Genomic DNA, 26,338 nt, shown 5'->3' with positions numbered 1-26,338 from the left:
CTGCTCAGTGCAGCTTGCGGCGACGGTCTGCCGGAGGCGCGCCGTGGGTTTCGCTGAACAGTTCGGCGAGCTTTTCGGTAATGGCGCCGCCGAGTTCTTCCGCATCCACGATCGTCACCGCACGCCTGTAGTAACGCGTGACATCGTGGCCGATGCCGATGGCGATCAACTCCACCGGCGAACGGGTCTCGATCTCCTCGATGATCCAGCGCAGATGCCGCTCCAGATAATTTCCGGAATTCACCGAGAGCGTCGAATCGTCAACCGGCGCACCGTCCGAGATCATCATCAGGATCTTGCGCTGTTCGGGGCGCGCGAGCAGACGCTTGTGCGCCCAATCGAGCGCCTCGCCGTCGATGTTCTCCTTGAGAAGCCCTTCGCGCATCATCAGGCCGAGATTCTTGCGCGCGCGCCGCCACGGAGCATCCGCCGACTTGTAGATGATGTGGCGCAGATCGTTCAGGCGACCGGGATTGGCGGGCTTGCCTGCCGCAAGCCACGCCTCGCGCGATTGCCCGCCCTTCCAGGCCCGCGTGGTGAAGCCGAGAATCTCGACCTTGACGCCGCAGCGCTCCAGTGTCCGCGCCAGAATGTCGGCGCAGGTTGCAGCGACGGTGATCGGGCGGCCGCGCATCGAACCGGAATTGTCCAGCAGCAGCGTCACCACCGTATCGCGGAAGGTTGCCTCCTTCTCGTGCATGAAGGAGAGCGGATGGAACGGATCGGTGACGACACGCGACAGCCGCGCCGGGTCGAGCATGCCTTCCTCGAGATCGAATTCCCACGCCCGGTTCTGCTGGGCCATCAGCCGGCGTTGCAGGCGGTTGGCGAGGCGCGCGACCACATGCTGCAAATGCGCAAGCTGCTTGTCGAGATAGCCGCGCAGCCGCGTCAGTTCCTCGGCGTCGCACAGCTCGTCCGCGGAAATGACCTCGTCGAATTTCGGCGCGAAAGCGTGATATTCGGGGCCCTTCGGCTCGTTGCGTCCATGCTGGTGCGGCCGCGTGGCGTCGCCGGGCGTATCTTCCTCGCCCATGTCGCCTTCGTCGTAATCCTCACTCGAGGCGAGTTGCGATGCATCGATGACGCTATCCGACGAGACATCCTCGCTCTGCGATTGCGACTGGTCGGCGGACGCCTCGTCCGTCTCGTCCTTGTCGGCCTCGGCTTCCTGACCGGATTCGCCCTTGTCGCCGCCCTTCTTGTCCTCTTCCTCGTTCTCGTCTTCGTCCGGCTCGGAGATCCGCTCGTCGCTGAGTTCGAGCGCGGTCAGCACGTCCTGGATCGACTCGCCGAACTTCGCCTGATCCTCGGTGAGGCCCTGCAACTGATCGAGCCGGTGACCGACCTTTTCCTCCAGGATCGGCCGCCACAGATCGACGATCCGGCGCGCGGCCACAGGCGGCGCCTGCCCTGTCAGGCGTTCGCGCACCAGCATCGCCAGCGCATCCGCCAGCGGCGCATCGGCGCGGTCGGTGATTTCGTCATACTTGCCGCGATGGAAATGATCATCCAGCATCGCGTTGAGATTCCTGGCGACCCCCGCCATCCGCTTTGAGCCGATGGCCTCGACGCGCGCCTGCTCCATCGCCTCGAACACCGCGCGGGCCTGCTGGTTGCTCGGCGCGAGCTTGCGGTGAAGTTTCGGATCGTGACAGGCGAGCCGCAACGCGATCGAATCCGCGTGGCCGCGCACGATCGCGGCGTCCTTCCGGGTCAGCTTGCGCGAGGGCTCCGGCAGCCGCGCCTTGCCGGGCGCGATGCCCGGCCGCTCGGCGGAAAACGTGACGTCAAGTTCGGCCTTCTGCGCGATCGCCTTCAGGCACGAGGTCACCGCCCGCTTGAACGGCTCCGCCGGCGCTTCCTTCGAGGACTGCCTGAACTTGACGTTCGATGCGCTGCTGCTCATGCCTGCTCAGCTCAGTGCGACGTTGACGGCACTTTCCGGCAGATCGACGTTGAAGCAGCGCTGATAGAATTCGGCCACCAGCGGGCGCTCCAGCTCGTCGCACTTGTTGAGGAAGGTGACGCGGAACGCAAAGCCGAGATCGCCGAAGATCTCCGCGTTTTCCGCCCAGGTGATGACCGTGCGCGGGCTCATCACGGTGGAGAGGTCGCCATTGGCGAAGGCGTTGCGCGTGAGGTCCGCGAGCCGCACCATCTTGTTGACGATGTCGCGGCCGGCGTCGTTGCGATAGTGCTTCGCCTTGGCGAGCACGATCTCGACTTCCTCGTCGTGCGGCAAATAATTCAGCGTGGTGACGATGGACCAGCGGTCCATCTGGCCCTGGTTGATCTGCTGGGTGCCGTGATAAAGGCCCGAGGTGTCGCCGAGGCCGATGGTGTTGGCGGTGGCGAACAGGCGGAACGCCGGATGCGGCTTGATGACCTTGTTCTGGTCGAGCAGCGTCAGACGGCCGGAGACTTCCAGCACGCGCTGGATCACGAACATCACATCCGGACGGCCCGCGTCGTATTCGTCGAACACCAGCGCGATGTTGTTCTGTAGCGCCCACGGCAAAATGCCGTCACGGAATTCGGTGACCTGCTTGCCGTCCTTGACGACGATCGAATCCTTGCCGACGAGGTCGATGCGGCTGATGTGGCTGTCGAGGTTGACGCGCACGCACGGCCAGTTCAGCCGCGCGGCGACCTGCTCGATATGCGTGGACTTGCCAGTGCCGTGGAAGCCCGTGACCATGACGCGGCGGTTCTTGGCGAAGCCTGCGAGAATGGCGAGCGTGGTCGCGCGGTCGAAGCGATAATCCGGATCGACATCCGGCACGTGGGGATCGACCTCCGAATAAGCGGGGACCTCGAGATCGCTGTCGATGCCGAAAACCTGGCGCACGGACACCTTCATGTCCGGCAAACGGGTGGCTTCCTGCGATTGCAAAGTGGCGGCAGTCATCATTCCTCCGTGGTCTCGGATGCTCCCGAAACCAGACGTGCATTGTTCGCGCGGGTGGGATGCGGGGTGAACCTAGCAGAGAGCCGCAAACGGCAGAAGCCTTGCGACTGCTAAAAGTTCTTTCGTTACATCAAAAACATAGTCCATTTATCGGAATTATTGAAGGCCTCCCGGTACCGCATGTTTGCCGGGCAGGCCCGCAGATTTGCAACGCCGCATTGGATTTCCTCTCTGCGTTCCCACCTATAGGCGGTCCAACCGTTCCTTCATTCCACATTTTGGATCGTGCGTGAGCCAGTATCTCGATCTCATCGTCGCCTTCGTCTCGTCCCACGGCGCCGTTGCCTATCTTGTGATCTTCCTGTCGGCGTTTCTCGAAGCCGTGCCGCTGGCGGGTTCGATCGTGCCGGGCTCGACCGTGATTTTAGCGCTGAGCGCGCTGGTCCCGAGCGGCAATCTGAAGATCGCGCCGATCCTGATCGCGGCCATTGCCGGCGCGGCGTTGGGCGACGGCCTTGCCTACTGGCTCGGCTACGCACAGAAGCGGCGTGTGCTGTCGCTGTGGCCGATGTCGAAATACCCGGTCCTGATCGCGGAGAGCGAGCGCTTCTTCCTGCGCTACGGCACGTTCGCGGTGTTCTTCGCCCGCTTCGTTCCGCCGATCCGGGCGTTCGTGCCGATCACCGCAGGCGCGCTCGACATGCCGCCTCCGAAATTTTTCGCCATTGATGCCCTGGCCGTTCTGACATGGGCCCCCGCGATGATCCTGCCCGGCGTTCTTGCCGGATCGGCCGTCGAGCAATGGGGCGCGAAGGCCGAGCACTACGCATTACCGCTGGTCTGCGGGCTGATCGCGATCGGCGCGGCAATCTGGGCGTTTCGCTGCCGGCGGACACGCCGCCGCGCGCTGGATGCCGCGGCCTGCAAATAACCCGCGGGCCCTACGGGCGGACCACGGTCTTCAGATAATTGTATGCCTTGACGATCTCGATCAGCCGATCCTCGGTCGAGCGATCGCCGCCATTGGCGTCGGGATGATGCTGCTTCACCAGCAGCCTGTATTTGGTCTTCACCATCTCGAGCGTGGCGTCCGCGCCTAATCCCATCACCTGAAGCGCCTTGCGCTCGGCGTTCATGACCTTCCGCGTCTCGGTCTTGGTTTCCGCCTTCGCGCCCGGTCCCGGCCGCCAGCGGCCGCGCCCGTTCATTTCCTGGAACATCGCGAACGGATCGAGCGCGCCCTCGAACTCGTCCTCGACACCGGCCTTGCCTTTGCCCTTGCCGGTGTTCGCGCCCATCTTCCAGGTCGGGCGATGGCCGGTCTGCGCATCTTTCTGATAGCGCGCGACCGCCTCGTCGCTCATGCCCGAGAAGAAATTATAGGACTGGTTGTATTCACGCACATGATTGAGGCAGAAGTGCCAGTATTCCCGCTCCTTGCCGCGGCCCTTCGGCGCGCGATGCGGCGCTGGATTCTTGCAATCCGGCCATTCGCACGTCACCGCCTCTTCCTTGACGCGGGGTTTTCCCTTCGCGGCAGGTTTAATACGGATCTTGTCAAAATATTTCGAATCGAAGGACGACATCAGCTCGGACAATTCGGCTCAAGAGGACAGGAAAATCGCGAGTTTCGCGAACCGTGGATTATACATCGCAGCGACTGCCGACCGCAAATCATAAGGACCGCAAGCCAAGCGCATTGACGGCGCTCAATAACGCGCGATATTGCGGATATCATGACCGCCAGAGACACCATCGAAAAAAAACTGACCGACGCTCTCCATCCGGAAAGCCTCGACGTCATCGACGAATCGCATTTGCATGAAGGGCACGCCGGGCATCGCCCCAGCGGCGAAACGCATTTCAGGGTTCATATTGTGTCTCGCGCCTTCGAAGGGAAGAGCCGCGTCGAGCGCCACCGGATGATCAATGCGATCCTGGCCGACGATCTCGCGGGCCGCGTCCATGCTCTGGCGCTGAAGACACTGGCACCCGGCGAATAGCCGCCCTTCAGAAAAAGCTGAATGCCCTGCCGGCGCGGCGCGGCATCGGCTCCTCGACCGCTTGCGGCAAGGGGAAGATTCGCAGCGCGGTGATGCGGTTGCGCTCGCGGCGAAGCACCCGGAAGCGGAAGCCGTGGAAGGTGAATATCTGGCCGCGATCCGGGATCGAGCGCGCCTCGTGAATGACGAGGCCCGCGATGGTGGTCGCCTCCTCATCAGGAAGCTCCCAGTTCATCGCGCGGTTGAGATCGCGAATCGGCACACTGCCGTCAACCACGACGGACCCATCGGGCTGGGCTCGCACACCCGCGACGGCGACGTCGTGCTCGTCGGAAATATCGCCGACGATTTCTTCCAGAATATCCTCCAGAGTTACCAGACCCTCGACCTCGCCATACTCGTCCACCACCAACGCAAAATGCGTCTTGCGGCGGCGGAACGCCTTGAGCTGTTCGGAGATCAGGCGCATTTCCGGAACGAACCATGGCGGCAGCGCGATCGCGCTTACGTCAACCCTGGAGATGTCACCGTCCGTCTGCCGGATCGCACGCAACAGATCCTTGGCGTGAAGGACACCGATGATATTCTCCGGCTTGCCGCGCCATAACGGAATTCGCGTGTACTCGCTCGCAAGCACCGCCCCCACGAGTTCCTCGGACGGAAGATCGGCGTTCACCATCACCATCGCCGTGCGATGGACCATGACGTCCGATACCACGAGATCGCCGAAACGAAACACATTCTGAATATATTCGGCCTCCCCGCTTTCGATCTTGCCGTACTCGGCGGACTCGCCGACCAGCCCCTCGATCTCCGTGCCGGTCAAAACTTCGTGCTGGGAAATCTCCTGCACACCGAGCAGCCGCAGCAACCCGCTGCTGGCGTTGTTCAGCAGGCGGTTCAGCGGATAAAATAAAATATACGACACACGTAATGGATACGCGATCCAGAGCGACACCGGCTCCGGACGCCTGATGGCGAATGTCTTGGGCACCTGCTCGCCGATGACAATGTGCAGCGAGGAAAAGACCAGAAAGCCGGTCACGAACGACGTCAGATGCAGCGCTGACTGGGACAGGCCGAGAGGCACGAGAACCGGCTCCAGCAGCGCAGCAACCGTCGGCTCTCCGACCCAGCCGAGGCCAAGCGACGCCATGGTGATGCCGAGCTGGCAGCAAGCGAGATAAGCCTCGATGTCATCCAGGATTGTTTGCACGAGGTCGGCACCGAACCGGCGCTGCTCCACCATCGTCTTGATTCGAAAACCCCGGCTTTTAACCAGCGCGAATTCCGCCGCGACATAGAAAGCATTGGCCGCAAGCAGAAGAGCCGCAATCAGCAGATTGAGCGCCGTGGAGTTCATATCCGTCTTGTATCCGCTACAAGCTTTTCAGCGAGAAACTCGCGCACCTGCGCCGGATCGACATCGTTGACGATGACGGCGCGGCCGAGCTCTTCCAGCAGGATAAAGGTGAGCTTGCCGCGCTTGACCTTCTTGTCCTGGAACATCAGCGACAACAGCGCATCCGCGTCGCCGACGCCTTCCTGGGTGAAGCCCGAGATATCCTGCAACCGCGTCGGCAGGCCGACGGCGGCCAGATGCGCCTGCACGCGCGCCACATCGTCTTGCGAAATCATCCCGCGCCGCGCGGAAAATTCCGCAGCGAGAGTCATACCGATCGCGACGCCCTCGCCGTGAAACAGGCGATCGGAAAATCCGGTCGCGGCTTCCAGCGCGTGGCCGAAGGTGTGGCCGAGATTGAGCAGCGCGCGCTCGCCGGTCTCGAACTCGTCACGCCCCACGATGCCCGCCTTGGCGCGGCAGCTTGCGGCGACCGCATGTTCGCGCGCCGCACTCCCTGAGAAAATCCCGTCGTAATTTTTTTCCAGCCACTCGAAGAATCCGAGATCGCCGAGCAGCCCGTATTTCGCGACTTCCGCATAGCCCGCGCGGAACTGTCGCTGAGACAGCGTGTCGAGCACGGCGGTGTCGGCCAACACCAGAACCGGCTGATGGAATGCGCCGATCAGGTTCTTGCCTTTCGGTGAATTGATTCCGGTCTTGCCGCCGACGGAGGAATCGACCTGCGCGAGCAGTGAGGTTGGCACCTGCACGAAATCGACGCCGCGGCGCACGATGGCGCTGGCAAAACCCGCGAGATCGCCGACCACGCCGCCGCCGAGCGCCACGACAAGATCGTTGCGCTCGATCTTGGCGCCGATCAGCCCTTCGCTGACATCCTCGAGCACGCCGTAGCTTTTCGATCCTTCGCCATCGTCGACGATGATCGGCAGCGCCGCTTCAACGCCCGCCGACTTCAGCGCATCCATCGCCGGGACGAGCCAGTGCCGCGCCACCGTGCGGTCGGTGACGATGGCCGCGCGCGCGCCGGGCCGGATCTCCTTGATGCGCTCGCCGAGAGAAGGCAGCAGGCCGCGCCCGATCGCGATGGGATAGGAACGCGCGCCAAGGCCGACCTCGAGCATCGTCGCATCGTTGGGACGGGATTTTGTTTCAGCGGCGGCCGGCATCGGAATCCTATTTAAGTCCTGTTTGCGAAAGCGACAGGCGTTCCGCACAAATATTCATGGAGCGCGTCGATGCACTCATCGACGATCTTGTCGTGCGGCACGTCGCGCGACACGATGGACATATCCGCGAGGCCGTAGAACGGCTCGCGTGCGGCAATCAGACGCTCAATGGTCGCAGCCGGGTCTTCGGTTTGCAGCAGCGGCCGATCGGAGCGGCGCTTCACCCTGCGCAGGATGGTGGGGCCATCCGCCTTCAACCAGATCGAGACCGCCTTGTCGCGAATCCGCGCGCGCGTGTCCTCGCGCAGGAAAGCACCCCCGCCGGTCGCGAGCACCTGCGCGCCGCCATCGAGCAGCGCCGCAATCACCTTGGCCTCGCCCTCGCGGAAATACGGCTCGCCATGATTGGCGAAAATCTCGGTGATCGTCATGCCGCCGTGCCGCGTTTCAATCTCATGATCGGCATCGACGAACGGCAGCCGCAGCCGCGCGGCCAGCCGCCGCCCGACGGTGGATTTCCCCGATCCCATCATGCCGACAAAGACAACCGCCCGCGTCCCGAGCGCGGACAGAATGTCGGCGATCTGGTTCTGGGCAACACCTTGCCGGGCAAGGATTTCGGGCATTTCCACTGGCTCGTCGGGGCTCATATCCGGCCATCTTACCGCCTTCGGCCGCCTTGCCATAGAGGACATTATGGAAGGCTTGCTGAAACGGCCCGAACATGGTGGATGTCGTTAACGCTCCGAGGCTGCCGGGGCGCCCGGAGATGGGGACGGCAGATGCCGATGCCGGAAAACCAATGCCAAGTCTGTTTCGCTTCCTGAGCGTGATCGCGATCATCGGCGGCCTGATCTACGGCGCCGTGTATGCGCTGGCGAATTTCGTCAAACCGACGCCCCGTGAGATGACGATCAACATCTCTCAGGACAAGTTCCAGAAGAAATGACGTAGGAGGCGTGATGGCCGCATCCTCCGACGCAAGAACGATCGATCTGTTTCTCGACATGCTCGCCGCCGAACAGGGCGCGGGCGACAACACGCTCAACGCCTACCGCAGCGACCTCGAGGACCTCGCGGCTTTTCTCGCGCGCGCCAAACAGGATTTCGCGCGCGCCGATACGCAGGCGCTGCGCGACTATCTCGCCGACCTCGACCATCGCGGTTTCAAATCATCAAGCGTGGCGCGACGGCTGTCGTCGATGCGGCATCTGTTTCGCTTTCTGCTCAACGAGCGCAAGCGCAGCGACGATCCCGCCGCGATTCTCGCAGGCCCCAGGCGCGGCCGCGCGCTGCCGAAAGTTTTGTCCATCGCCGATGTCGATCGATTGCTCGCGAAGGCGCGCGAATTCGCGGACCGCGATCAATCACCATTGCAGAAGCTGCGCGCGATGCGGCTGTGGTGCCTGCTCGAGGTGCTGTACGCCACCGGCCTGCGCGTCTCGGAATTGGTGGCGCTTCCTGTATCCGCAGCGCGGCGCGATGCACGGATGATCGTGGTGCGCGGCAAGGGCGACAAGGAGCGTCTCGTCCCCCTCAACCAGAGTTCGCGCGATGCGATGGCCGCCTACCTCGCCGCTGCCGGGTCCGCTAGGGAAGACAAGGGCGAAAAGGCAAAGCCCGAACCCGCCTCAAAATGGCTGTTTCCGTCCTCGGGAGAGAGCGGGCACCTGACGCGGCAGCATTTTGCACGCGATCTGAAGGAGCTTGCGGTCGCCGCCGGTATTTCGCCGCGCCTCATCAGCCCGCATGTGCTCCGTCACGCCTTCGCGAGCCACCTGCTGCATAATGGCGCGGATTTACGTATCGTGCAGACCCTGCTCGGCCACACCGACATCTCCACGACGCAGATCTATACCCATGTGGTGGAGGAGCGATTGAAGAGTCTGGTGCGCGACCTTCATCCGCTCGCGGAAAAATAATATTTCAAATATTTCAGTCGTTTATCTTTCGTTCCGCCGCGCTTGACTTGGGAGGTCCCTAAGTCCAGTTTCCGCCCGCCGCACAATCCTTCCATTCCATCCTATATTTGTTTTCATGGCCGATCCGATCCGCAGCTATCTCGACTTTGAAAAGCCCGTCGCCGAACTCGATTCGAAGATCGACGAGTTGCGCACGCTCGCGGCCGGCGGCAGCGATATCGGCGAGGAGATCTCGCGGATCGAGGACAAGGCGAAGATCGCGCTGCACGATCTCTACGCCAATCTGACGCCATGGCAGAAAACACAGGTCGCGCGCCATCCGCAGCGGCCGCATTGCGTCGATTATATCGCGGGCCTCATCACCGAATTCACCCCGCTCGCGGGCGACCGCAAGTTCAGCGACGACGACGCCATGATCGGCGGCTTCGGACGCTTTCGCGGCGAAAGCGTCTGCATCCTCGGCCAGGAGAAAGGCTCCACCACCGAGAGCCGTCTCAAGCACAATTTCGGCATGGCGCGCCCCGAAGGCTATCGCAAGGCTGTGCGGCTGATGGAGATGGCCGACCGCTTCGGCATCCCGGTGTTGTCGCTTGTGGACACCGCTGGCGCCTATCCCGGCATCGGTGCGGAGGAGCGTGGACAGGCCGAAGCCATCGCGCGCTCGACGGAAGCCTGCCTCAACCTCACGGTGCCGAACGTCGCCGTCATTCTCGGCGAGGGCGGCTCGGGCGGCGCGATCGCCATCGCCACCGCCAACCGCGTGCTGATGCTGGAGCATGCCGTCTACAGCGTGATCTCGCCGGAAGGTGCGGCCTCGATCCTGTGGCGCGACGCCGCCAAGGCTCAGGAAGCCGCCACCAACCTGAAAATCACCGCGCAGGACCTCGCGCGGTTCGGCATCATCGACACCATCCTGAAAGAACCGCCGGGCGGCGCGCATCGCGATGCCGCCGACATGATCGCGCGCACGGGCGATGCCATCGCGCAATCGTTCCGCGATCTCGCCTCGCTCGATCCGGTGGCTGTCCGCACCCAGCGGCGGCAGAAATTTCTCGATATCGGACGCCGCCTCGGCTGAGGGCGTCCCGCCGCAATCGTGGCTTTTTCGTGAAATTTGACTTAACTTTACTTTCACTATGGGACGGGTTCCTCACACCCCTCCAGCTTGCGGGTGAAGGTTCTTTAAGGATAATAATCGGAAATATCCGCTCGTTCAGGTTCCCGCACGCCGCGGCATTCGCGTCGTGGAATCCGAAGCGCAGGGTGCATCTTGATCAACCGTTCCCTCATCCGCGCATTGATGGTTTCCGCAGCTTTGGCGACCGGCACTTTGCTGGCCGGCTGCAACGGCGAGAATCTTGCGCAGAGCGCCAAGGCCACCAAGCCTATTCCTGAAAAACTCCTGGCCGAGATGGAAGCCAAGAACATGGACAAGGGCTCGCCGATCCTGGTGCGCCTGTTCAAGCAGGAATCCGAACTCGAGGTCTGGAAGCAGGATCGCAGCGGACGCTTCGGGCTGTTGAAGACCTATGCGATCTGCCGCTGGTCCGGCGATCTCGGCCCGAAGATCCGCGAAGGCGACCGCCAGACGCCGGAGGGCTTCTACTCCATCACGCCGGGACAGATGAATCCGGCCTCGGCCTACTATCTCTCCTTCAACATGGGCTATCCGAACGCCTATGACCGCGCCTGGGGCCGCACCGGCTCGCAGCTCATGGTGCACGGCGACTGCTCGTCGCGCGGCTGCTACGCGATGACCGACGAACAGATCTCGGAAATCTATTCATTGGGCCGCGAATCCTTCTTCGGCGGCCAGACCGCGTTCCAGGTGCAGGCCTATCCGTTCCGGATGACACCGCAGAACATGGCGAAGTATCGCGACAATCCGAACATGCCGTTCTGGCGCATGCTCAAGGAAGGCAACGACATCTTCGAGGTCACCAAGACCGAGCCGAAGGTCGACGTCTGCGACAAGAAATATGTCTTCAACGCCGAACCGCTGCCGGGCGGCAAGCCGCTGGCGTTCAACCCCACCGGCAAGTGCCCGGCCTATCAGCTCAACCCGGAGGTCGCCCAGGCGCTTCAGGACAAGGAGCGCGCCGACCGCAGCAAGCTCGCCGAGCTGATTTCGCGTGGCGCACGGCTGGCGAAGTCGCGCGCGGGCATCGATGGCGGCATGCATCCGGTATTCGCCACCAAGCTGCCGGACTCGCAGTCGATCGCGGTGAGCGACGTCAACGACTACACCATTTCAGCCTCAAGTCCCGCGCCGGGAACGATCCCCTCTTACGTCAATCCGCCGCGCGCGCCGGAAGGCGCGGTGATGGAGACAGCCGCAACGAGTTCTTCGTCCGAGACGGCGAGCCAGACCGGCGGCCCGAGCGTTTTCTCGGCTCTCGCCAGCAAGGTCGGCTGGAAGCGCGAGCAACCCGCCGAGCCGCAGGCTGCGCCCGCGCCAAAACAGGCTCCCGCGCCGAAGTCGAAGGCCATCGCGAAAAACGTGGCGCCCGCGCGCGCCCCCGAAGTCAGGATGCCCGAGCCCCGGGTCATTCCGCTCAACCGCACGGCGCAGGCCGGACCCGAGACCAGGCCTGCTGAATCGAAGCCCTCTGCTCCGATGCCGCCCGAGACGATCGCCGGAGCGCAACCCACCGCGCCCGCCAATTCGTTCAACAGCCGCTGGTCGAGCTTCCAGTAGGACGCTTCAATCGTCACAAAAAAACGCCGGTCCCTCGACCGGCGTTTTTTATTGGTGCGGCAATCGCAGCGCGCTTACGCGAAGCGGCCGTGACAGTGCTTGAACTTCTTGCCCGAGCCGCAAGGGCAATCCTCGTTGCGGCCGACCTTGCCCCATGTCGCGGGATTCGCCGGATCGCGCTGTGACGCAGGCACAGGCGCCGCCGCCATCGCCGTCTGCACGCGCGCCACTTCGTCCTCGCCGGTGTTCGGATCGAACTTGTGGGCTTCCATCACCGGCATCGGCGGCTGCTCGTCCGGCGGCACGATCTCGACACGCATCAGCTGCGCGGTCACCGCCTCGCGCAGATGCGCGATCAACGATTCGAACAGCTCGAACGCTTCCGACTTGTATTCCTGCAACGGATCGCGCTGGCCGTAGCCGCGCAAGCCGATCACCTGACGCAGGTGATCGAGCATCACCAAGTGCTCGCGCCACAGATGGTCGAGCGTCTGGAGCAGGATGGTCTTCTCGACGTAGCGCATCACGTCGGGGCCCCATTGCGCGGACTTCGCCGCCATGTGCTCGTCGACATGCTTCTCGAGCCGCGCCAGCATCTCCTCGTCGGCGATGCCTTCTTCCTTGGCCCAGTCCTCGACCGGCAGGTCCAGATCGAGCACGCGCTTCAATTCCTCATGCAGCCCGGACACATCCCACTGCTCGGCATAAGCGTGCTCGGGGATATGCTTGGCGACCAGACCTTCGATCAGGCCATGGCGCATGTCGGTGACGGTTTCGCTGACGTTCTGGTCGCGCATCAGGTCGATGCGCTGTTCGAAGATCACCTTGCGCTGATCGTTCTGCACGTCATCGTACTTCAGCAGGTTCTTGCGGATGTCGAAGTTGCGCGCCTCGACCTTCTGCTGCGCTTTTTCCAGCGCCTTGTTGATCCACGGATGGATGATCGCCTCGCCTTCCTTGAGACCGAGGCGCTGCAACATGCTGTCGAGACGATCCGAGCCGAAAATGCGCATCAGGTCGTCGTCGAGCGACAGATAGAACTTGGTGCGGCCGGGGTCGCCCTGACGGCCGGCGCGGCCGCGCAGCTGATTGTCGATACGGCGGGACTCATGGCGCTCGGAGCCGATGATGTAGAGGCCACCCGGCTTCTGGATCGTCTTGCCGCCGGGCTTGCCGGGATCGAGTTCGACGGTTTCCTCCGCCGCAAGCACCATGGTCTTGAATTTCTCGATATCGGCCTTGATGCCCTCGACGACCTTTTCTTTCTCCGCCGCATCCTCGATGCCAGCGGTCGCGGCAGCGGCGCGCATTTCCAGCGAGCCGCCGAGTTTGATGTCGGTGCCGCGGCCCGCCATGTTGGTGGCGATGGTGATCGCGCCCGGCACGCCCGCTTCGGCGACGATGTAGGCTTCCTGCTCGTGGAAGCGCGCGTTCAGCACCGCGAACAGCTTCGAGGGCTTGCCCGCGCGCGCGGCGTCATAGAGCTTGGCCATCGACTTCGGGTTGGCGAAGTCGATCTGCTTGTAGCCGTGTTCTTTCAGGAAATCGGCCAGCACTTCGGATTTCTCGATCGACGCCGTGCCGACCAGAACCGGCTGCATCCGCGAATTCGCGCGCTCGATCTCGGCGAGGATCGCGGTATATTTCTCGCGCGAGGTGCGATAGACCTCGTCATCTTCATCGAGACGCGCGATCGGCAGGTTGGTCGGGATCTCGACCACCTCCAGCTTGTAGATGTCGAAGAATTCGTCCGCCTCGGTCGCCGCGGTGCCGGTCATGCCCGCGAGCTTCTTGTACATGCGGAAGTAATTCTGGAACGTGATCGAGGCGAGCGTCTGGTTCTCCGGCTGGACCGGCTGATGCTCCTTCGCCTCAAGCGCCTGATGCAGGCCCTCCGAATAGCGGCGGCCCGGCATCATGCGGCCGGTGAACTCGTCGATGATGACGACTTCGCCATCGCGCACGATGTAGTCCTTGTCCCGCGTGAACAGCGAGTGCGCGCGTAGCGCCTGATTGACATGATGCACGACCGAGACGTTCTCGACGTCGTAGAGCGACTCGCCCTTGAGCTGGCCCGCATCGCGCAGCAGCGTCTCGATCTTTTCCATGCCCGCTTCGGTGAGCGTGACCGTGCGCTGCTTCTCATCGACCTCGAAGTCCGCAGTCTTTTCGAGGTGCGGCATGAAGGTGTCGATGGTGTTGTAGAACTCCGAGCGGTCGTCGAGCGGGCCGGAGATGATGAGCGGGGTGCGCGCCTCGTCGATCAGGATCGAGTCGACTTCGTCGACGATGGCGAAGAAGTGTTCGCGCTGGACCATATCCTCCAGACGATACTTCATGTTGTCGCGCAGATAGTCGAAACCGTATTCGTTGTTGGTGCCGTAGGTGATGTCGCAGCGATAGGCCGCCTGCCGCTCGGCATCGTCGAGGCCGTGAACGATGATGCCGGTGGTGAGGCCGAGGAAACCGTAGACCTGCGCCATCCATTCGGCGTCGCGCTTGGCGAGGTAGTCGTTGACGGTGACGACGTGGACGCCCTTGCCCGCGAGCGCGTTGAGATAGACCGCGAGCGTCGCGACCAGCGTCTTGCCTTCGCCGGTCTTCATCTCGGCGATGTCGCCCTCGTGCAGCACCATGCCGCCGATCAGCTGCACGTCGAAATGGCGCTGGCCGAGCGTGCGCTTGGCGGCCTCGCGCACGGTGGCGAATGCCGGAACGAGAATGTCGTCGAGCGTCTTGCCGTTCGCGAGTTGCTCCTTGAACTCCGCGGTGCGCGCCTTCAGCGCCTCGTCGGAGAGCGCGACAAGCTCGGGCTCCAGCGCATTGATGGCATCGACCCTCGCCTGATATCCCTTCACCCGCCGGTCGTTGGCGGAGCCGAATAATTTGCGGGCGAGCGCGCCGATCATCGTTTAATCCCGTCTGTCAGTTTGGCTTGCGATCCCGAAACCGGATCGTCCGTTAAGGTCATCCGTCATCAAGACTGCACGCATGGCCTTTTTGCGACCGGTCCTCGCGGGCGGATGCCTGCAAGGTGTGGAGCAGCAAAATGCTGAAGATCACCGGCCCTGCGGCGCGCGGTAAAAACCCCTGCGCCAAAAGCCGGTTGCCGGGAGAGATATGGGTCCCCCAAGGGCTTGTCAACGCGCCAACCTCTCAAGGATTTCATGATTTTGACGGGTTTTCGCGTTGCCATCGGCGGGCGGTTGGGCGAGTGTCCCCGCGACTTCGCTGTTCTCCGCTTTTGATCAGAAAAGGATATTCCATGACCCTCCCGACCCGCACGACATCCGCCGTGCGCCTTGGCCTGCTCTCGACCGCCGCGCTTTGCATGGCCGTGACCCTGATGGCGGCCCAGCCGCTGCGCGCCGACGACAATCCTGTCCTCGCCAAGGTTAACGGGTCCGAGATCCGGCAAAGCGATGTCACCGCTGCGGAAAAGGACATCGGCCCGAGCCTCGCCCAGCTTGACCCGGCCTCCCGCCAGGCCAGCGTCGTGCAGCTCCTGATCGACCTGAAACTCGTGGCCAAGGCCGCGGAAGACAAGAAGATCGCCGACACCCCCGACTTCAAGCAGAAGCTCGCCTTCACCCGCAGCCGGCTCCTGATGGACACCCTGCTCGATCAGGAAGGCAAGGCGGCCGTCACCGACGAGGCGCTGAAGAAGGTCTATGACGACGCCGCCAAGCAGATTTCCGGCGAGCAGGAAGTTCACGCCCGTCACATCCTGGTCGGGACCGAGGCCGAAGCCAAGGAGATCATCGCCGAATTGAAGAAGGGCGCCGATTTCGCCGAACTCGCGAAGAAGAAATCGAAGGACCCCGGCGCGTCCGATGGCGGCGACCTCGGCTTCTTCACCAAGGATCAGATGGTGCCGGAATTCTCCGCCGCCGCCTTCGCGCTCGAACCCGGCAAGATTTCCGAACCTGTGAAGTCGCAGTTCGGCTGGCACGTCATCAAGGTCGAGGAAAAGCGCGCCCGCAAGGCTCCGCCCTTCGAACAGGTGAAGCCGCAGCTTGAAGCCTTCGTCATTCGCAAGGCGCAGGCCGAGTACGTTGCCAAGCTGCGCTCGGACGCAAAGATCGAACGGCTCGACCAGAAGACCGACGCGGCCAAGCCCGCCGATCCGAAGGCCGCACCGGCTCCTGCGAAGAAGTAAATCGACTTCGCCGGCAGAACTGACTAACCTGACGTCATGCCCGGCCTTGTGCCGGGCATCCACGTCTTGAGGGCTTCATCAATGGAGGCATAAGACGTGGATGGCCGGAATAAATCCGGCCATGACGCATTTCCGTTGATCCAGGTCTCATCGCATGTCCACCACCGTTTCCCCCCTCGCTCCGACCTCCGTCCCCGAACTTCCGGTCATAGATGGCGTCAGGCTCGCCACCGCCGCCGCTGGCATCCGCTATCAGGGCCGCACCGATGTGCTGCTGGCGCTGTTCGGCAAGGGCACCACGGTCGCAGGCGTCTTCACCAGATCGAAGTGCCCGAGTGCCGCCGTCGACTGGTGCCGCGCCAAACTGAAGAAGGGTGTTGCCCGCGCGCTGGTGGTCAATTCCGGCAACGCCAACGCCTTCACCGGCAAGACCGGCAAGACCGCGACCGCGCTGACCGCGAAGATCGCGGCAACCGCGACCGGCGGCAGCGCCGACCAGATTTTTCTGGCCTCGACCGGCGTGATCGGCGAACCGCTCGACGCCACCAAGTTCAACGGCGTGCTTGACGACCTCGCGCAGAAGGCCGCGCCCGGCGGCTGGAATGAGGCCGCGCGCGCCATCATGACCACCGACACGTTTCCGAAGCTCGCGACCAAAACCGTGAAGCTCGGCAACGCCAGGGTCACCATCAACGGCATCGCCAAGGGCGCGGGCATGATCGCGCCCGACATGGCGACGATGCTGTCCTTTGTGTTCACCGACGCGCCAATCTCTGCCGCCGCTTTGCAGGCGCTGCTCAAGGGCGGTGTCGAGGACACGTTCAACGCCATCACCATCGACGGCGACACCTCGACCTCCGACACGCTGCTGGCGTTCGCCACCGGCACGGCGAAGAACGCGCCTAAAATATCGCGCGCCTCCGACCCGCGCCTGAAAGCGTTCACGAAGGCCTTCCGCGAAGTGCTGGCCGATCTCGCCGAACAAGTGGCACGCGACGGCGAAGGCGCGCGCAAGCTCGTCGAGGTGCTGGTCGAAGGCGCGACGTCAAAGAACTCCGCGCGCAAGATCGCGATGTCGATCGCGAATTCGCCGCTGGTGAAGACCGCCATCGCCGGCGAGGACGCCAATTGGGGCCGCGTGGTGATGGCTGTCGGCAAGGCCGGCGAGCCCGCCAACCGCGACAGGCTTGCGATCTACTTCAACGGTGTGCGTGTCGCCCACAAGGGCATGCGCGATCCTTCCTACGACGAGGCGGAAGTGTCATCGCTGATGAAGCAACCGAAGATCACCATCAAGGTCGCGCTCGGCCTCGGCAAGGGTCGCGACCGGGTGCTGACCTGCGACCTCACCAAGGAGTATGTCGCGATCAACGGCGATTACAGGTCGTGATGCACAAGCATTACACCTCAACGTCATTCCGGGGCGCGCCGCTTGGCGCGAACCCGGAATGACCTGGTGAACCATATGAAACTCACTCTGGTCGTCGCCTGCGCGCTGATCGACACCGACAATCGTGTATTGATCGCGCAGCGCCCCGAAGGCAAGCAACTTGCCGGGCTGTGGGAATTTCCCGGCGGCAAGCTCGAGCCGGGCGAGCGGCCCGAGCCTGCGCTGATCCGCGAACTGCACGAAGAACTCGGCATCACGGTGCAGGAATCCTGCCTCGCGCCGCTGACATTCGCGAGCCATGCCTACGAGACGTTTCATCTTCTGATGCCACTTTACATCTGCCGGCGCTGGGAAGGCACCGTCAGCGGACGCGAGGCTCAGCCGATCGCATGGGTACGCGCGAACAAATTGCGCGATTATCCGATGCCGCCCGCCGACATTCCGCTGATCTCGCATCTGACGGATTTGTTGCTGTAGCCGCGCACGGTGCCTATTTGCGAGCGCCCGCTTTCCTCACCGCCTTCTCCAGCGACATTTTCGCCGAGCCCGGCCTGAGCGGCTTCGGTTGACTCTCATGCGGCGACCAGCCCGCCATCCAGACGATGTCGAATGTCGCGCGGATGCGTCCGTCAAAATCAGAAAAACGCTGCGCGTAGACTTCCGCCGCCCGCATCAGCGTCGCGCGACGCAGCGGGGTGCGGCGGCGATCCGCCAGCATGTTGGTTGCACCCATCCGCCGCAGATCGCGCATCAGGCCGAACATATTGTCGTAGCGCACGGTGACGCGATCGACATCCGTCACCGGCAGCGCGAAACCTGCGCGTTGCAACAGCGCGCCCGCATCACGCAGATCGAGCATCGGGATCACGCGCGGCGAAAGCCCGCCGTCGAGCGCGACCTCAGCTTCGGCGAACGACTGGCGCAATTCGGTGAGCGTGTCGCCGCCGACCGTCGCAGCGAGGAAATAACCGTCCGGTTGCAATGCCCGGCGGATTTGCGCGAGCACTCCGGGAAGATCGTTGACAAATTGCAGCCCCAGCGCGGAGACGACGAGATCGAGCGAATTCGCTTCAAGCGGCAGCGCCTCATGCTCGCTTACAGACCAATCGAGATGCCGCGATTGCTTGACCGAGGCCGCGAGCACATCCACGACGCCATGCCCCGGCGAGCCGAGATCGACCGCGTTTCGAAAATCTCGCACCACGGCATGAAGCCGCTCGCTTAAGTCTTCCACGACGCGATCGAGCAGGAACGTCTCGGCACCAGCTTTCGCGGCCCTCGCCTGCCGCTGCCTGAGCAGCGCGAGATCGAACATTTTCGGCGGCGACGTGGATGTCATGAGCCGCTTGTTACGCCCAACGTCGCCCGCGTTCAATCGCTCGCATGAACAGGCTTGAGCGGCCTCATCGGCAGGGCTAGGCTCGCTTCATGCCGATGCAGTCGATACCGATGCGGCCTCTTTTGCGCGGCGCGTGGAGTGCCTGCCACGATGCAGGCCGCCGAGCCGCACGGCTCGCGCTCGACATCGCCTTACCGACGCTGTGCGTTTCCTGCCGCGAGCCGGTTTCGGGTGAAGGGCTCTGCCCTGCCTGCTGGGCGAAGCTCTCCTTCATCGCACCGCCTTACTGCGCCCGGCTCGGCATTCCGTTTGTCTACGATCCCGGCCCCGGCCTGCTGTCGATGGAGGCCATCGCCGCGCCTCCCGCCTACCAGCGCGCCCGCGCCGCCGTGCGCTACGATGACGCGGCGGGCACGCTGGTGCATGCGCTGAAGTATCAGGACCGCACGGATCTGGCGCCCGCGATGGGTCGCTGGATGGCTCGCGCTGGAGCCGAATTGCTCAGTGAGGCCGATGCGCTGATCCCGGTGCCGCTGCACTGGAAGCGCGGCTGGTCGCGGCGCTACAACCAGTCGGCCGCGCTAGCCAATGTCATCGGCCGCCAATCCAGCATTCCCGTGCAGGCTGGCCTGCTCCGCCGCACCCGCGCCACGCATCAGCAGGTCGGCCTGTCGCGCGCCGAGCGCGCCCGCAACGTGCAGGGCGCATTCGCGGTCGCCGACGACAAGCGCGCGTCCGTCGCGGGGCGGCATTTCATTCTGGTGGACGACGTACTGACTTCGGGCGCGACGGTGGACGCCTGCGCCCGCGCGCTGTTGCGCGCCAGGGCGGCTTCGGTGGATGTGCTGGTATTCGCGCGGGTTGTGGAGGCGTTCCGCCCTCCCATATAATCAGCCGCGATATTTTTCATGGAACGCACAAATGTCCGCCGCCGTCGAAATCTACACCAGACCGGGTTGCAGTTATTGCTCGGGCGCTAAAGCGTTACTCAGGCGCAAGCAAGTCGCATTCACCGAGTTCGACGCCGGCAAGAACCCGGATTTTCGTCAGGAAATGCTGGCGCGCGCCAGGGGCGGCACCACCTTTCCGCAGATCTTCATCGACGGCTATCATGTCGGAGGCTGCGACGAGCTATATGCGCTCGACGATTCAGGCAGGCTGGATGCCCTGCTGGCCGGAGAGAAAGAGCCCTCATGACCGAGATGGCAGCCACCGATTCATCCAGGACAACGCCCTTCAAGGCGGCGCTGGTGCAGTTGCGCACCGGCCTTCTGCCCGCCGAGAATCTCGTGCAGGCGACACAACTCATCCGCGAGGCGGCGGCGCAGGGCGCGCAATACATCCAGACGCCGGAAGTCACCAATGTGATGCAGGAGAACCGCAAGGCGCTGTTCGACCTGCTCGCGAGCGAAGCCGACGACGCTTCGCTGAAGGCATATCAATCGCTCGCGGCGGAATTGAAGGTTTACCTGCATATCGGCTCACTCGCGCTGAGGGCTTCGCCGGAGCGCGCGGTGAACCGCTCGTTCCTGATCGGGCCGGGCGGCGATGTCCTCGCCAGCTACGACAAGATCCACATGTTCGATATCGATCTGGACAACGGCGAGAGCTACCGCGAATCCGCCAACTACCAGCCGGGCGAAACCGCGGTGATCGCCGATCTGCCGTGGGGCCGCCTCGGCCTCACCATCTGCTACGACCTGCGTTTCCCCGCGCTGTTCCGCGCGCTGGCGGAGGCAGGCGCAACGTTCATCTCGGTGCCCGCCGCCTTCACCAAGCGCACCGGCGAAGCCCATTGGCACGCGCTGCTTCGCGCCCGCGCCATCGAGAACGGCTGCTACATTTTCGCCGCCGCGCAGGGTGGCCTGCACCAGAACAAGCGCGAGACCTTCGGCCATTCGCTGATTATCGACCCATGGGGCACGGTGATGGCCGAGGGGGGCACCGAGCCCGGAGTCATCACCGCCGAGATCGACCCCGCGCGGGTCGCGGCCGTGCGCAAGAGCATCCCGTCGCTGCAACACGGCCGCCGCTTCAGCGTCCGCGATCCGAACCAGCATCCCGACTATCTGCGCGCCGTGAGAGGATCGTCATGATCCGCTATGCGCTGCGTTGCGAATGCGGCCACACCTTCGAGAGCTGGTTCCAAAGCTCCAGCGCCTATGAGAGCCAGCACAAGCGGCATCTCGTGACATGTCCGGCCTGCGACTCCGCCAAGGTCGAGAAGGCGATCATGGCGCCGCGCCTTGCTTCAAGGAGCAAGAAGGCCGCACCCGCACCGGCGGCACCGCCGGATGCTCCTGTTGCAACCTCGCCTCTGGCGATGGCGCCGGAAGCGCAGGAGCTTGTCACCAAACTGCGCGAATTGCGCGAGCATGTGGAGAAGAACGCGGAGAATGTCGGCAGCCAGTTTCCGCGCGAAGCGCGCAAGATCCACTACGGCGATTCCGAACACCGTGCGATCTACGGTCAGGCGACAGCCGAGGAGACCCGCTCGCTGCTCGATGAAGGCGTCGAGGTAATGCCGCTGCCGCTGTTGCCGGACGAGCGGAACTAGCCAGGGAATATCACGATGAGCACTGGCGTTTGGTCATCCTGGCAGATATGGGCGCTTCTCTCCGCGACGTTCGCCGCCCTCACCGCGATCTTCGCCAAGCTCGGCGTGGAAGACATCAATCCGGACCTCGCCACCTTCATCCGCACGGTGATCGTGCTGATAAGCCTTGCACTGATCCTGTTCGCAACCAACCAGTTCAAGTCGCCCGGAAACATCTCGACAAAGACCTGGGCCTTCCTGCTGCTGTCGGGGCTTGGCACCGGCGCATCATGGCTTTGCTATTTTCGCGCGCTCAAGCTCGGCCCGGCCACGCTGGTCGCGCCGATCGACAAATTGAGCGTCGTGCTGGTGGCGCTGTTCGGCGTCGTCTTTCTTGGCGAACGTCCTTCGACAAGCAACTGGCTCGGAATCGCCCTCATTGCTGCGGGGGCGGTTGTGATCGTCCTGAAGCGTTAGCCCGCAACCAGCAATCCCACCCCGATCAGGATCAGCACCACGCCTGCGATCTCCCGCCGGGTGATCGTCTGTTTCATGCCGTAATGCGCAGCAACCTGCGCGATCAGCACTTCGACGAGAGCCAGCGTGCGTACGTTGGCCGCCGGGGTCAGCGCGAAGGCCAGAAACCAGAACAGCGAGGCGAAGGCGCCCATGAAGCCCGCGAACATCGAAGGCTTCCACAGCCGGAAGATCGAAATCATCACGCCCGGCCTGCGCGCGAGCAGATAGGCGGACAGCACCAGCGTCTGTAGCAGCAAAGCCACCGCGAGGGTGAAACTCGCCGCGGCCATGAAGCTCACGCCCTTCACCTCGAGGATGGCGCCGCGATAGCCGACCGCCGACAGCGCCATGAAGGAGGCCGCGAACAATCCCAGCAATGTCGGGCGCAAATTTCCGAACCCGCGCGCGCCGGGCCGCAGCGCCGTCAGCACCACGCCGATGGTCGCGATCAGAATTCCGGCCACCTTCATGCCGGTGAGATGATCGGCCAGGAACACGAAGCCGAAGACCGCCGCCTGTATGGCTTCCGTCTTGAGATAGGCGGTGGTGACGACGAAGGAATGTTCGTGCATCGCCGCCAGCATCAAGGCGGTGCCCGCGATCTGCGCGAGACTTCCCGCCAGCAGCCACGGGACAAAACCGGAGGCAGGCCAGCCGATATGTTCGCCGGTGGCGAAAAGTATCGCGCCCAAAAATAGCACCGCGAACGGAAAGCCGAACAGAAAACGGATATGCGTCGCGCCGAGCGTGCCGAGCGGCCCGGTGAGGCCCCGCTGCATGGCGTTGCGCGCGACCTGACCGGCCGCGCCCACCAGCGTGAAGGGTATCCAGAGCCATGTTAGATTTGTCATGAGCAACCGCGACGGTGATCTTTCATCGCCGCAAAAGGCTACGATGCCGTGGTTGCCGTCAAGCGAGCCAGTTGCATATCAGAACCGCGAAACCGCAGCGGCCTTACAGACTCTCCGCGATCACCATGTAGTTGACGTCCGTGTCGGACGACAGACTCCAGCGGTCGGCAAGGGGATTGAACACCACGCCGGTCTGCTCGGTGATGCCGAGCTTGCAGGCGTCGAGATAGTTCGTGAGTTCTTCGAGCGTCACGAACTTGTCCCACTGGTGCGTGCCGCGCGGCAGCCAGCGCAGCACATACTCCGCGCCGACGATGGCGAGCGCAAAACTTTTCCAGGTGCGGTTCAGCGTCGATACCGTCATCAGTCCGGAGGGTTTCATCGCCGCCGCGCAACGCGACAGAAACGCACCGACATCGGTGACGTGCTCGACGACTTCCATCGCCAGCACGATGTCGAACCGCTCGCGCAGATCGATCTGCTCGACCGTGGTGCAGCGGTAATCGATGGACAGGTGGCCGCGCCCGGCATGCAGCTTCGCCACCGAAATATTCGTCTCGGACGGATCGATGCCGACCACCTGCGCACCGAGCCGGGCCAGCGGCTCGCACAGCAGGCCCGCGCCGCAGCCGATATCGAGGATGCGCAAATCCGACAGGCAATTCAGGCTTTTGGGATTGCGCTCGAACTTGCGGCAGGCGGCGTCGCGGATATAGGCGAGCCGCAGCGGGTTGATCCGGTGCAGCGGCTTCATTTTGCCGTTCGGGTCCCACCATGTCTCCGAGAGCTTTGAGAAGCGCGCGATCTCGGCGGGATCGACGCTCGGGGAAGACGTGGCGTGAGAGGTGTCGGTCATGGGGGTCCGCCCTCAGTGCGCGGTGATGTGATTACGGAATTGCAGCGGCGAAGCGATCATGTTCATCGTTTTATGCCCTTCGCCGACGCCCTTCACGGTTACATCGCCCCAACCGAAAATTCTCCCCAGAATGCTTTGGGCAACATCGACGCTTTCGACCTTGTCCAGACTCATTTCGAACGTGTTGCGCTTGATGAAACCTTCCTTGTGCACCACCCGCAGGCTGGTGACGTCGGTTTCCGTGGTCCAGCGGCGAAACCACGCACTCAGGAGCGAGACGAGGGCCAGGGCCGCCAGAACCGCCGCGACGCCGATCAGCACCGCGACCAGGGTTCCTTCGGTGGTCGTCCATGCCCCGGCGAGGGCCGCCGCCGCCAGAACGAGGCAGGCCAGCCCCGGCGCATAGACGATGCCGTGGATCGAGGTCGAATAGCGAAGCTGCTCCCCCGGCTGCAAAATCTCGTCGACATAACGGCCCATCGCATCCACTTTCCCGGCCCCCGGAACTCATGGCTTGCCCCGGGCGGCGCAGGTATGTATAGCCGCGTTTTCGGAGCGGCGCTGCGGTTTTGAGCGGAACCGATCCTCCATCCTGAACCATAACGGGACTGCGCCACTCCATGGGCCGCCTTGTCATGAAGTTCGGCGGCACCTCCGTCGCCAACATCGAGCGTATCCAGAACGTCGCCCGCCACGTCAAACGCGAGGTCGATGCCGGACACGACGTCGCCGTCGTCGTCTCGGCGATGTCGGGCAAGACCAATGAACTGGTCGGCTGGGCGCAACAGACCTCGGCCTTGCACGATGCGCGCGAGTACGACGCCATCGTCGCCTCCGGCGAACAGGTGACGTCGGGGCTGCTCGCCATCGCGCTACAGGCGCTCGGCATTCAGGCCCGCTCCTGGCAGGGCTGGCAGATCCCGATCCAGACCAGCGACGCCCACGCCTCCGCGCGCATTACCGGCATCGACGGCGCCGAACTCATCAAGCGGTTCAAGGAGAACAAGGAAGTCGCGGTGATCGCCGGCTTCCAGGGCATCCATGAGGACACCGGCCGCATCACCACGCTCGGCCGCGGCGGCTCCGATACCTCGGCGGTCGCGATCGCGGCCGCGATCCATGCCGACCGTTGCGATATTTATACCGACGTCGATGGCGTCTACACCACCGATCCGCGCGTGGTGCCGAAGGCGCGGCGTCTCGACAAGGTGGCATTCGAGGAAATGCTGGAAATGGCCTCGCAGGGCGCCAAGGTTCTGCAAGTCCGCTCGGTCGAACTCGGCCTCGTGCACAACGTTCCGGTGTTCGTCCGCTCCAGTTTCGACAAGCCAGAAGATATCGACCCGCACGGCACACCGCCGGGCACGCTGATTTGCAGCGAGGAGGAAATCGTGGAAAGCCAAGTCGTCACCGGCATCGCCTTCTCCAAGGACGAAGCCCAGATCTCGGTGCGCCGCATCCAGGACAAGCCCGGCGTCGCGGCTTCGATCTTCGGACCGCTGGCCGACGCCAACATCAATGTCGACATGATCGTTCAGAACGTGTCGGAGGACGGCCGCTTCACCGACCTCACCTTCACGGTGCCGGCCTCGGATTTCACCCGCGCACAGGACGTGATCGCCAGAGCCAAGGACAAAATCGGCTACGAGCGGGTCGATACCGCGACCGATGTCGCGAAAATCTCGGCGATCGGCGTGGGCATGCGCAGCCACGCGGGCGTCGCCGCGCGCGCCTTCGCGGCGCTGTCGGAGCGCAACATCAACATCCGCGCGATCACCACCTCGGAAATCAAGTTCTCGCTGTTGATCGACGCCGCCTACACCGAGCTTGCGGTGCGCACGCTGCACACGCTCTACGGACTCGACGCCAAGACCTGACACAGGGCCGCCCCGCGTGAACAATGTCGCAGAGATCGTGAATGCGTTTCTGCTGGTCTACGCGGCGCTGTTTCCCGTGGTCAATCCGGTCGGCGGCGCGCCGATTTTCCTGCGGTTGACCAACCGCATTCCGAAAGCGCGGCTGCCGTCGCTGGCGCGCGGCGTCGCGGTCAACAGTTTCGTTCTCCTGCTCTGCTCGCTGTTCATCGGCTCGCATGTGCTGGTGTTCTTCGGCATCACCCTTCCGGTGGTCCGCATCGCCGGCGGTATCGTGGTCGCGGCGTTCGGCTGGCAGCTTCTGCACCAGGGCGACGACATCGAGGAGCGCGAGCATCCCGGCCCCCGCAGCACGGTCGATGCGTTCTATCCCCTCACCATGCCGCTGACCGTCGGCCCCGGTTCGATCTCGGTCGCGATCACGCTGGGCAGCCAGCGGCCCGCCTCCGGGACCGACCTCAGCCAGCTCGCCGTGCTCGGCGGCGGGGCTCTCGCCGGGCTTCTGGCGGTCGCCGTGACGATCTATGTCTGCTATCGCTTCGCCAGCAACATCGTCAGCGTGCTCGGCGAGCGCGGCACCAGCGTGATGATGCGATTATCGGCATTCCTGCTGTTCTGCATCGGCATCCAGATCATCTGGAGCGGCCTGCGCAGCCTCCTCCCTCCCGCCACCTTCGCCTCGCTGGGCCTGTCCCTATAACCCTTCCATACCGCCGGAATGGCAGGCCTTTTGCTTGGCAAAGGGAGG

The 26,338-nt window shown here is 63.5% G+C and carries 27 protein-coding genes; 16 read left to right on the top strand and 11 right to left on the bottom strand.

Annotated features, from left to right (window positions below; genetic code table 11):
- Window positions 1-4: 4 nt before the first annotated feature.
- Both cobT and cobS read right to left on the bottom strand, forming a co-directional pair.
- Window positions 5-1,909, bottom strand: a complete 1,905-nt coding sequence (gene cobT, locus AFIC_RS02005; protein ID WP_275247526.1) for a cobaltochelatase subunit CobT — start codon at window positions 1,907-1,909, stop codon at window positions 5-7.
- Between the two features lie 6 nt (window positions 1,910-1,915).
- Window positions 1,916-2,914: a cobaltochelatase subunit CobS gene (gene cobS, locus AFIC_RS02000; RefSeq protein WP_275247525.1), complete on the bottom strand. Its 999-nt coding sequence runs from the start codon at window positions 2,912-2,914 to the stop codon at window positions 1,916-1,918.
- Window positions 2,915-3,200: 286 nt separating this feature from the next.
- Between cobS and AFIC_RS01995 the strand changes: the two genes are divergently transcribed.
- Window positions 3,201-3,842 carry a DedA family protein gene (locus AFIC_RS01995; protein WP_275247524.1) on the top strand — a complete coding sequence of 214 codons (642 nt, stop codon included), beginning with the start codon at window positions 3,201-3,203 and terminating at the stop codon, window positions 3,840-3,842.
- A 10-nt stretch (window positions 3,843-3,852) separates the two neighbouring features.
- Here AFIC_RS01995 and AFIC_RS01990 read toward each other — a convergent pair whose 3' ends face one another.
- On the bottom strand, window positions 3,853-4,497 hold the full coding sequence (locus AFIC_RS01990) for a J domain-containing protein (RefSeq protein ID WP_275247523.1): 645 nt from the start codon (window positions 4,495-4,497) through the stop codon (window positions 3,853-3,855).
- Window positions 4,498-4,647: 150 nt separating this feature from the next.
- On the opposite strand from AFIC_RS01990, the gene AFIC_RS01985 reads away from it, so the two are divergent.
- On the top strand, window positions 4,648-4,914 hold the full coding sequence (locus tag AFIC_RS01985; RefSeq protein WP_275247522.1) for a BolA family protein: 267 nt from the start codon (window positions 4,648-4,650) through the stop codon (window positions 4,912-4,914).
- 7 nt (window positions 4,915-4,921) lie between these two features.
- On the opposite strand, the gene AFIC_RS01980 is transcribed toward AFIC_RS01985, so the two are convergent.
- The 3 genes from AFIC_RS01980 to AFIC_RS01970 are packed head-to-tail and all read right to left on the bottom strand — an operon-like array spanning window position 4,922 to window position 8,072.
- A complete protein-coding gene (locus tag AFIC_RS01980) occupies window positions 4,922-6,277 on the bottom strand; it encodes an HlyC/CorC family transporter (protein WP_275247521.1) in 1,356 nt (451 codons plus the stop codon).
- Window positions 6,274-7,446, bottom strand: coding sequence for a 3-dehydroquinate synthase (gene aroB, locus AFIC_RS01975; RefSeq protein ID WP_275247520.1), 1,173 nt, complete (start codon window positions 7,444-7,446; stop codon window positions 6,274-6,276). Before aroB ends, AFIC_RS01980 begins: the two co-directional genes overlap by 4 nt.
- An 11-nt stretch (window positions 7,447-7,457) precedes the next feature.
- Window positions 7,458-8,072, bottom strand: a complete 615-nt coding sequence (locus AFIC_RS01970; protein ID WP_275248610.1) for a shikimate kinase — start codon at window positions 8,070-8,072, stop codon at window positions 7,458-7,460.
- A 176-nt stretch (window positions 8,073-8,248) separates the two neighbouring features.
- Between AFIC_RS01970 and AFIC_RS01965 the strand changes: the two genes are divergently transcribed.
- The 4 genes from AFIC_RS01965 (at window position 8,249) to AFIC_RS01950 (ending at window position 12,066) form a co-directional block, all read left to right on the top strand.
- Entirely contained in the window at window positions 8,249-8,395 is a 147-nt protein-coding gene (locus AFIC_RS01965) for a histidine kinase (RefSeq protein ID WP_275247519.1), read from the top strand.
- Between the two features lie 13 nt (window positions 8,396-8,408).
- Window positions 8,409-9,368 (top strand): site-specific tyrosine recombinase XerD, encoded by a 960-nt coding sequence (xerD, locus tag AFIC_RS01960; RefSeq protein ID WP_275247518.1) that lies wholly within the window; start codon window positions 8,409-8,411, stop codon window positions 9,366-9,368.
- A 115-nt stretch (window positions 9,369-9,483) separates the two neighbouring features.
- A complete protein-coding gene (locus tag AFIC_RS01955; RefSeq protein ID WP_275247517.1) occupies window positions 9,484-10,446 on the top strand; it encodes an acetyl-CoA carboxylase carboxyltransferase subunit alpha in 963 nt (320 codons plus the stop codon).
- Window positions 10,447-10,638: 192 nt separating this feature from the next.
- The gene (locus AFIC_RS01950) at window positions 10,639-12,066 is read left to right on the top strand and encodes a L,D-transpeptidase family protein (protein ID WP_275247516.1); all 1,428 of its coding nucleotides are present in this window, start codon (window positions 10,639-10,641) and stop codon (window positions 12,064-12,066) included.
- Between the two features lie 74 nt (window positions 12,067-12,140).
- Here AFIC_RS01950 and secA read toward each other — a convergent pair whose 3' ends face one another.
- Window positions 12,141-14,975 (bottom strand): preprotein translocase subunit SecA, encoded by a 2,835-nt coding sequence (gene secA / locus AFIC_RS01945; RefSeq protein WP_275247515.1) that lies wholly within the window; start codon window positions 14,973-14,975, stop codon window positions 12,141-12,143.
- A 356-nt stretch (window positions 14,976-15,331) separates the two neighbouring features.
- Between secA and AFIC_RS01940 the strand changes: the two genes are divergently transcribed.
- The 3 genes from AFIC_RS01940 (at window position 15,332) to mutT (ending at window position 18,092) form a co-directional block, all read left to right on the top strand.
- A complete protein-coding gene (locus AFIC_RS01940) occupies window positions 15,332-16,225 on the top strand; it encodes a peptidylprolyl isomerase (RefSeq protein WP_275247514.1) in 894 nt (297 codons plus the stop codon).
- Between the two features lie 154 nt (window positions 16,226-16,379).
- Window positions 16,380-17,615, top strand: a complete 1,236-nt coding sequence (gene argJ / locus AFIC_RS01935; protein WP_275247513.1) for a bifunctional glutamate N-acetyltransferase/amino-acid acetyltransferase ArgJ — start codon at window positions 16,380-16,382, stop codon at window positions 17,613-17,615.
- A 75-nt stretch (window positions 17,616-17,690) separates the two neighbouring features.
- On the top strand, window positions 17,691-18,092 hold the full coding sequence (gene mutT / locus AFIC_RS01930) for an 8-oxo-dGTP diphosphatase MutT (RefSeq protein WP_275247512.1): 402 nt from the start codon (window positions 17,691-17,693) through the stop codon (window positions 18,090-18,092).
- 13 nt (window positions 18,093-18,105) lie between these two features.
- Here mutT and AFIC_RS01925 read toward each other — a convergent pair whose 3' ends face one another.
- Window positions 18,106-18,954: a methyltransferase domain-containing protein gene (locus tag AFIC_RS01925; protein ID WP_275247511.1), complete on the bottom strand. Its 849-nt coding sequence runs from the start codon at window positions 18,952-18,954 to the stop codon at window positions 18,106-18,108.
- 89 nt (window positions 18,955-19,043) lie between these two features.
- On the opposite strand from AFIC_RS01925, the gene AFIC_RS01920 reads away from it, so the two are divergent.
- From AFIC_RS01920 to AFIC_RS01900, 5 genes are read left to right on the top strand one after another with little or no spacing between them, the layout of a single operon-like run.
- Complete coding sequence (locus AFIC_RS01920; RefSeq protein ID WP_275247510.1) at window positions 19,044-19,844, top strand: ComF family protein; 801 nt, start codon at window positions 19,044-19,046, stop codon at window positions 19,842-19,844.
- 31 nt (window positions 19,845-19,875) lie between these two features.
- Complete coding sequence (gene grxC / locus AFIC_RS01915) at window positions 19,876-20,151, top strand: glutaredoxin 3 (protein WP_275247509.1); 276 nt, start codon at window positions 19,876-19,878, stop codon at window positions 20,149-20,151.
- A 5-nt stretch (window positions 20,152-20,156) separates the two neighbouring features.
- Window positions 20,157-21,050 carry a carbon-nitrogen hydrolase family protein gene (locus tag AFIC_RS01910; RefSeq protein WP_275248609.1) on the top strand — a complete coding sequence of 298 codons (894 nt, stop codon included), beginning with the start codon at window positions 20,157-20,159 and terminating at the stop codon, window positions 21,048-21,050.
- Window positions 21,047-21,511, top strand: a complete 465-nt coding sequence (locus tag AFIC_RS01905) for a DUF1178 family protein (RefSeq protein WP_275247508.1) — start codon at window positions 21,047-21,049, stop codon at window positions 21,509-21,511. Before AFIC_RS01910 ends, AFIC_RS01905 begins: the two co-directional genes overlap by 4 nt.
- Before the next feature lie 15 nt (window positions 21,512-21,526).
- The gene (locus AFIC_RS01900; protein ID WP_275247507.1) at window positions 21,527-21,967 is read left to right on the top strand and encodes an EamA family transporter; all 441 of its coding nucleotides are present in this window, start codon (window positions 21,527-21,529) and stop codon (window positions 21,965-21,967) included.
- Here AFIC_RS01900 and AFIC_RS01895 read toward each other — a convergent pair.
- The 3 genes from AFIC_RS01895 to AFIC_RS01885 all read right to left on the bottom strand — a co-directional run bounded on the left by AFIC_RS01895 (window position 21,964) and on the right by AFIC_RS01885 (window position 24,196).
- Window positions 21,964-22,860, bottom strand: a complete 897-nt coding sequence (locus AFIC_RS01895) for a DMT family transporter (protein WP_275247506.1) — start codon at window positions 22,858-22,860, stop codon at window positions 21,964-21,966. The genes AFIC_RS01900 and AFIC_RS01895 overlap by 4 nt on opposite strands.
- A 103-nt stretch (window positions 22,861-22,963) precedes the next feature.
- Window positions 22,964-23,716, bottom strand: coding sequence for a bifunctional 2-polyprenyl-6-hydroxyphenol methylase/3-demethylubiquinol 3-O-methyltransferase UbiG (gene ubiG / locus AFIC_RS01890; RefSeq protein WP_275247505.1), 753 nt, complete (start codon window positions 23,714-23,716; stop codon window positions 22,964-22,966).
- A gap of 12 nt (window positions 23,717-23,728) precedes the next feature.
- Entirely contained in the window at window positions 23,729-24,196 is a 468-nt protein-coding gene (locus tag AFIC_RS01885; protein WP_275247504.1) for a PH domain-containing protein, read from the bottom strand.
- Window positions 24,197-24,336: 140 nt separating this feature from the next.
- Between AFIC_RS01885 and AFIC_RS01880 the strand changes: the two genes are divergently transcribed.
- Entirely contained in the window at window positions 24,337-25,593 is a 1,257-nt protein-coding gene (locus tag AFIC_RS01880; protein WP_275247503.1) for an aspartate kinase, read from the top strand.
- Window positions 25,594-25,609: 16 nt separating this feature from the next.
- Window positions 25,610-26,290 (top strand): MarC family protein, encoded by a 681-nt coding sequence (locus AFIC_RS01875; protein WP_275247502.1) that lies wholly within the window; start codon window positions 25,610-25,612, stop codon window positions 26,288-26,290.
- Window positions 26,291-26,338: the final 48 nt, after the last annotated feature.

The organism is [Pseudomonas] carboxydohydrogena, from assembly GCF_029030725.1.
GTDB lineage: Bacteria > Pseudomonadota > Alphaproteobacteria > Rhizobiales > Xanthobacteraceae > Afipia > Afipia carboxydohydrogena.
Note: the sequence above shows the minus strand (reverse complement) of the source record. Positions and strands in the feature narration are given on the sequence as shown.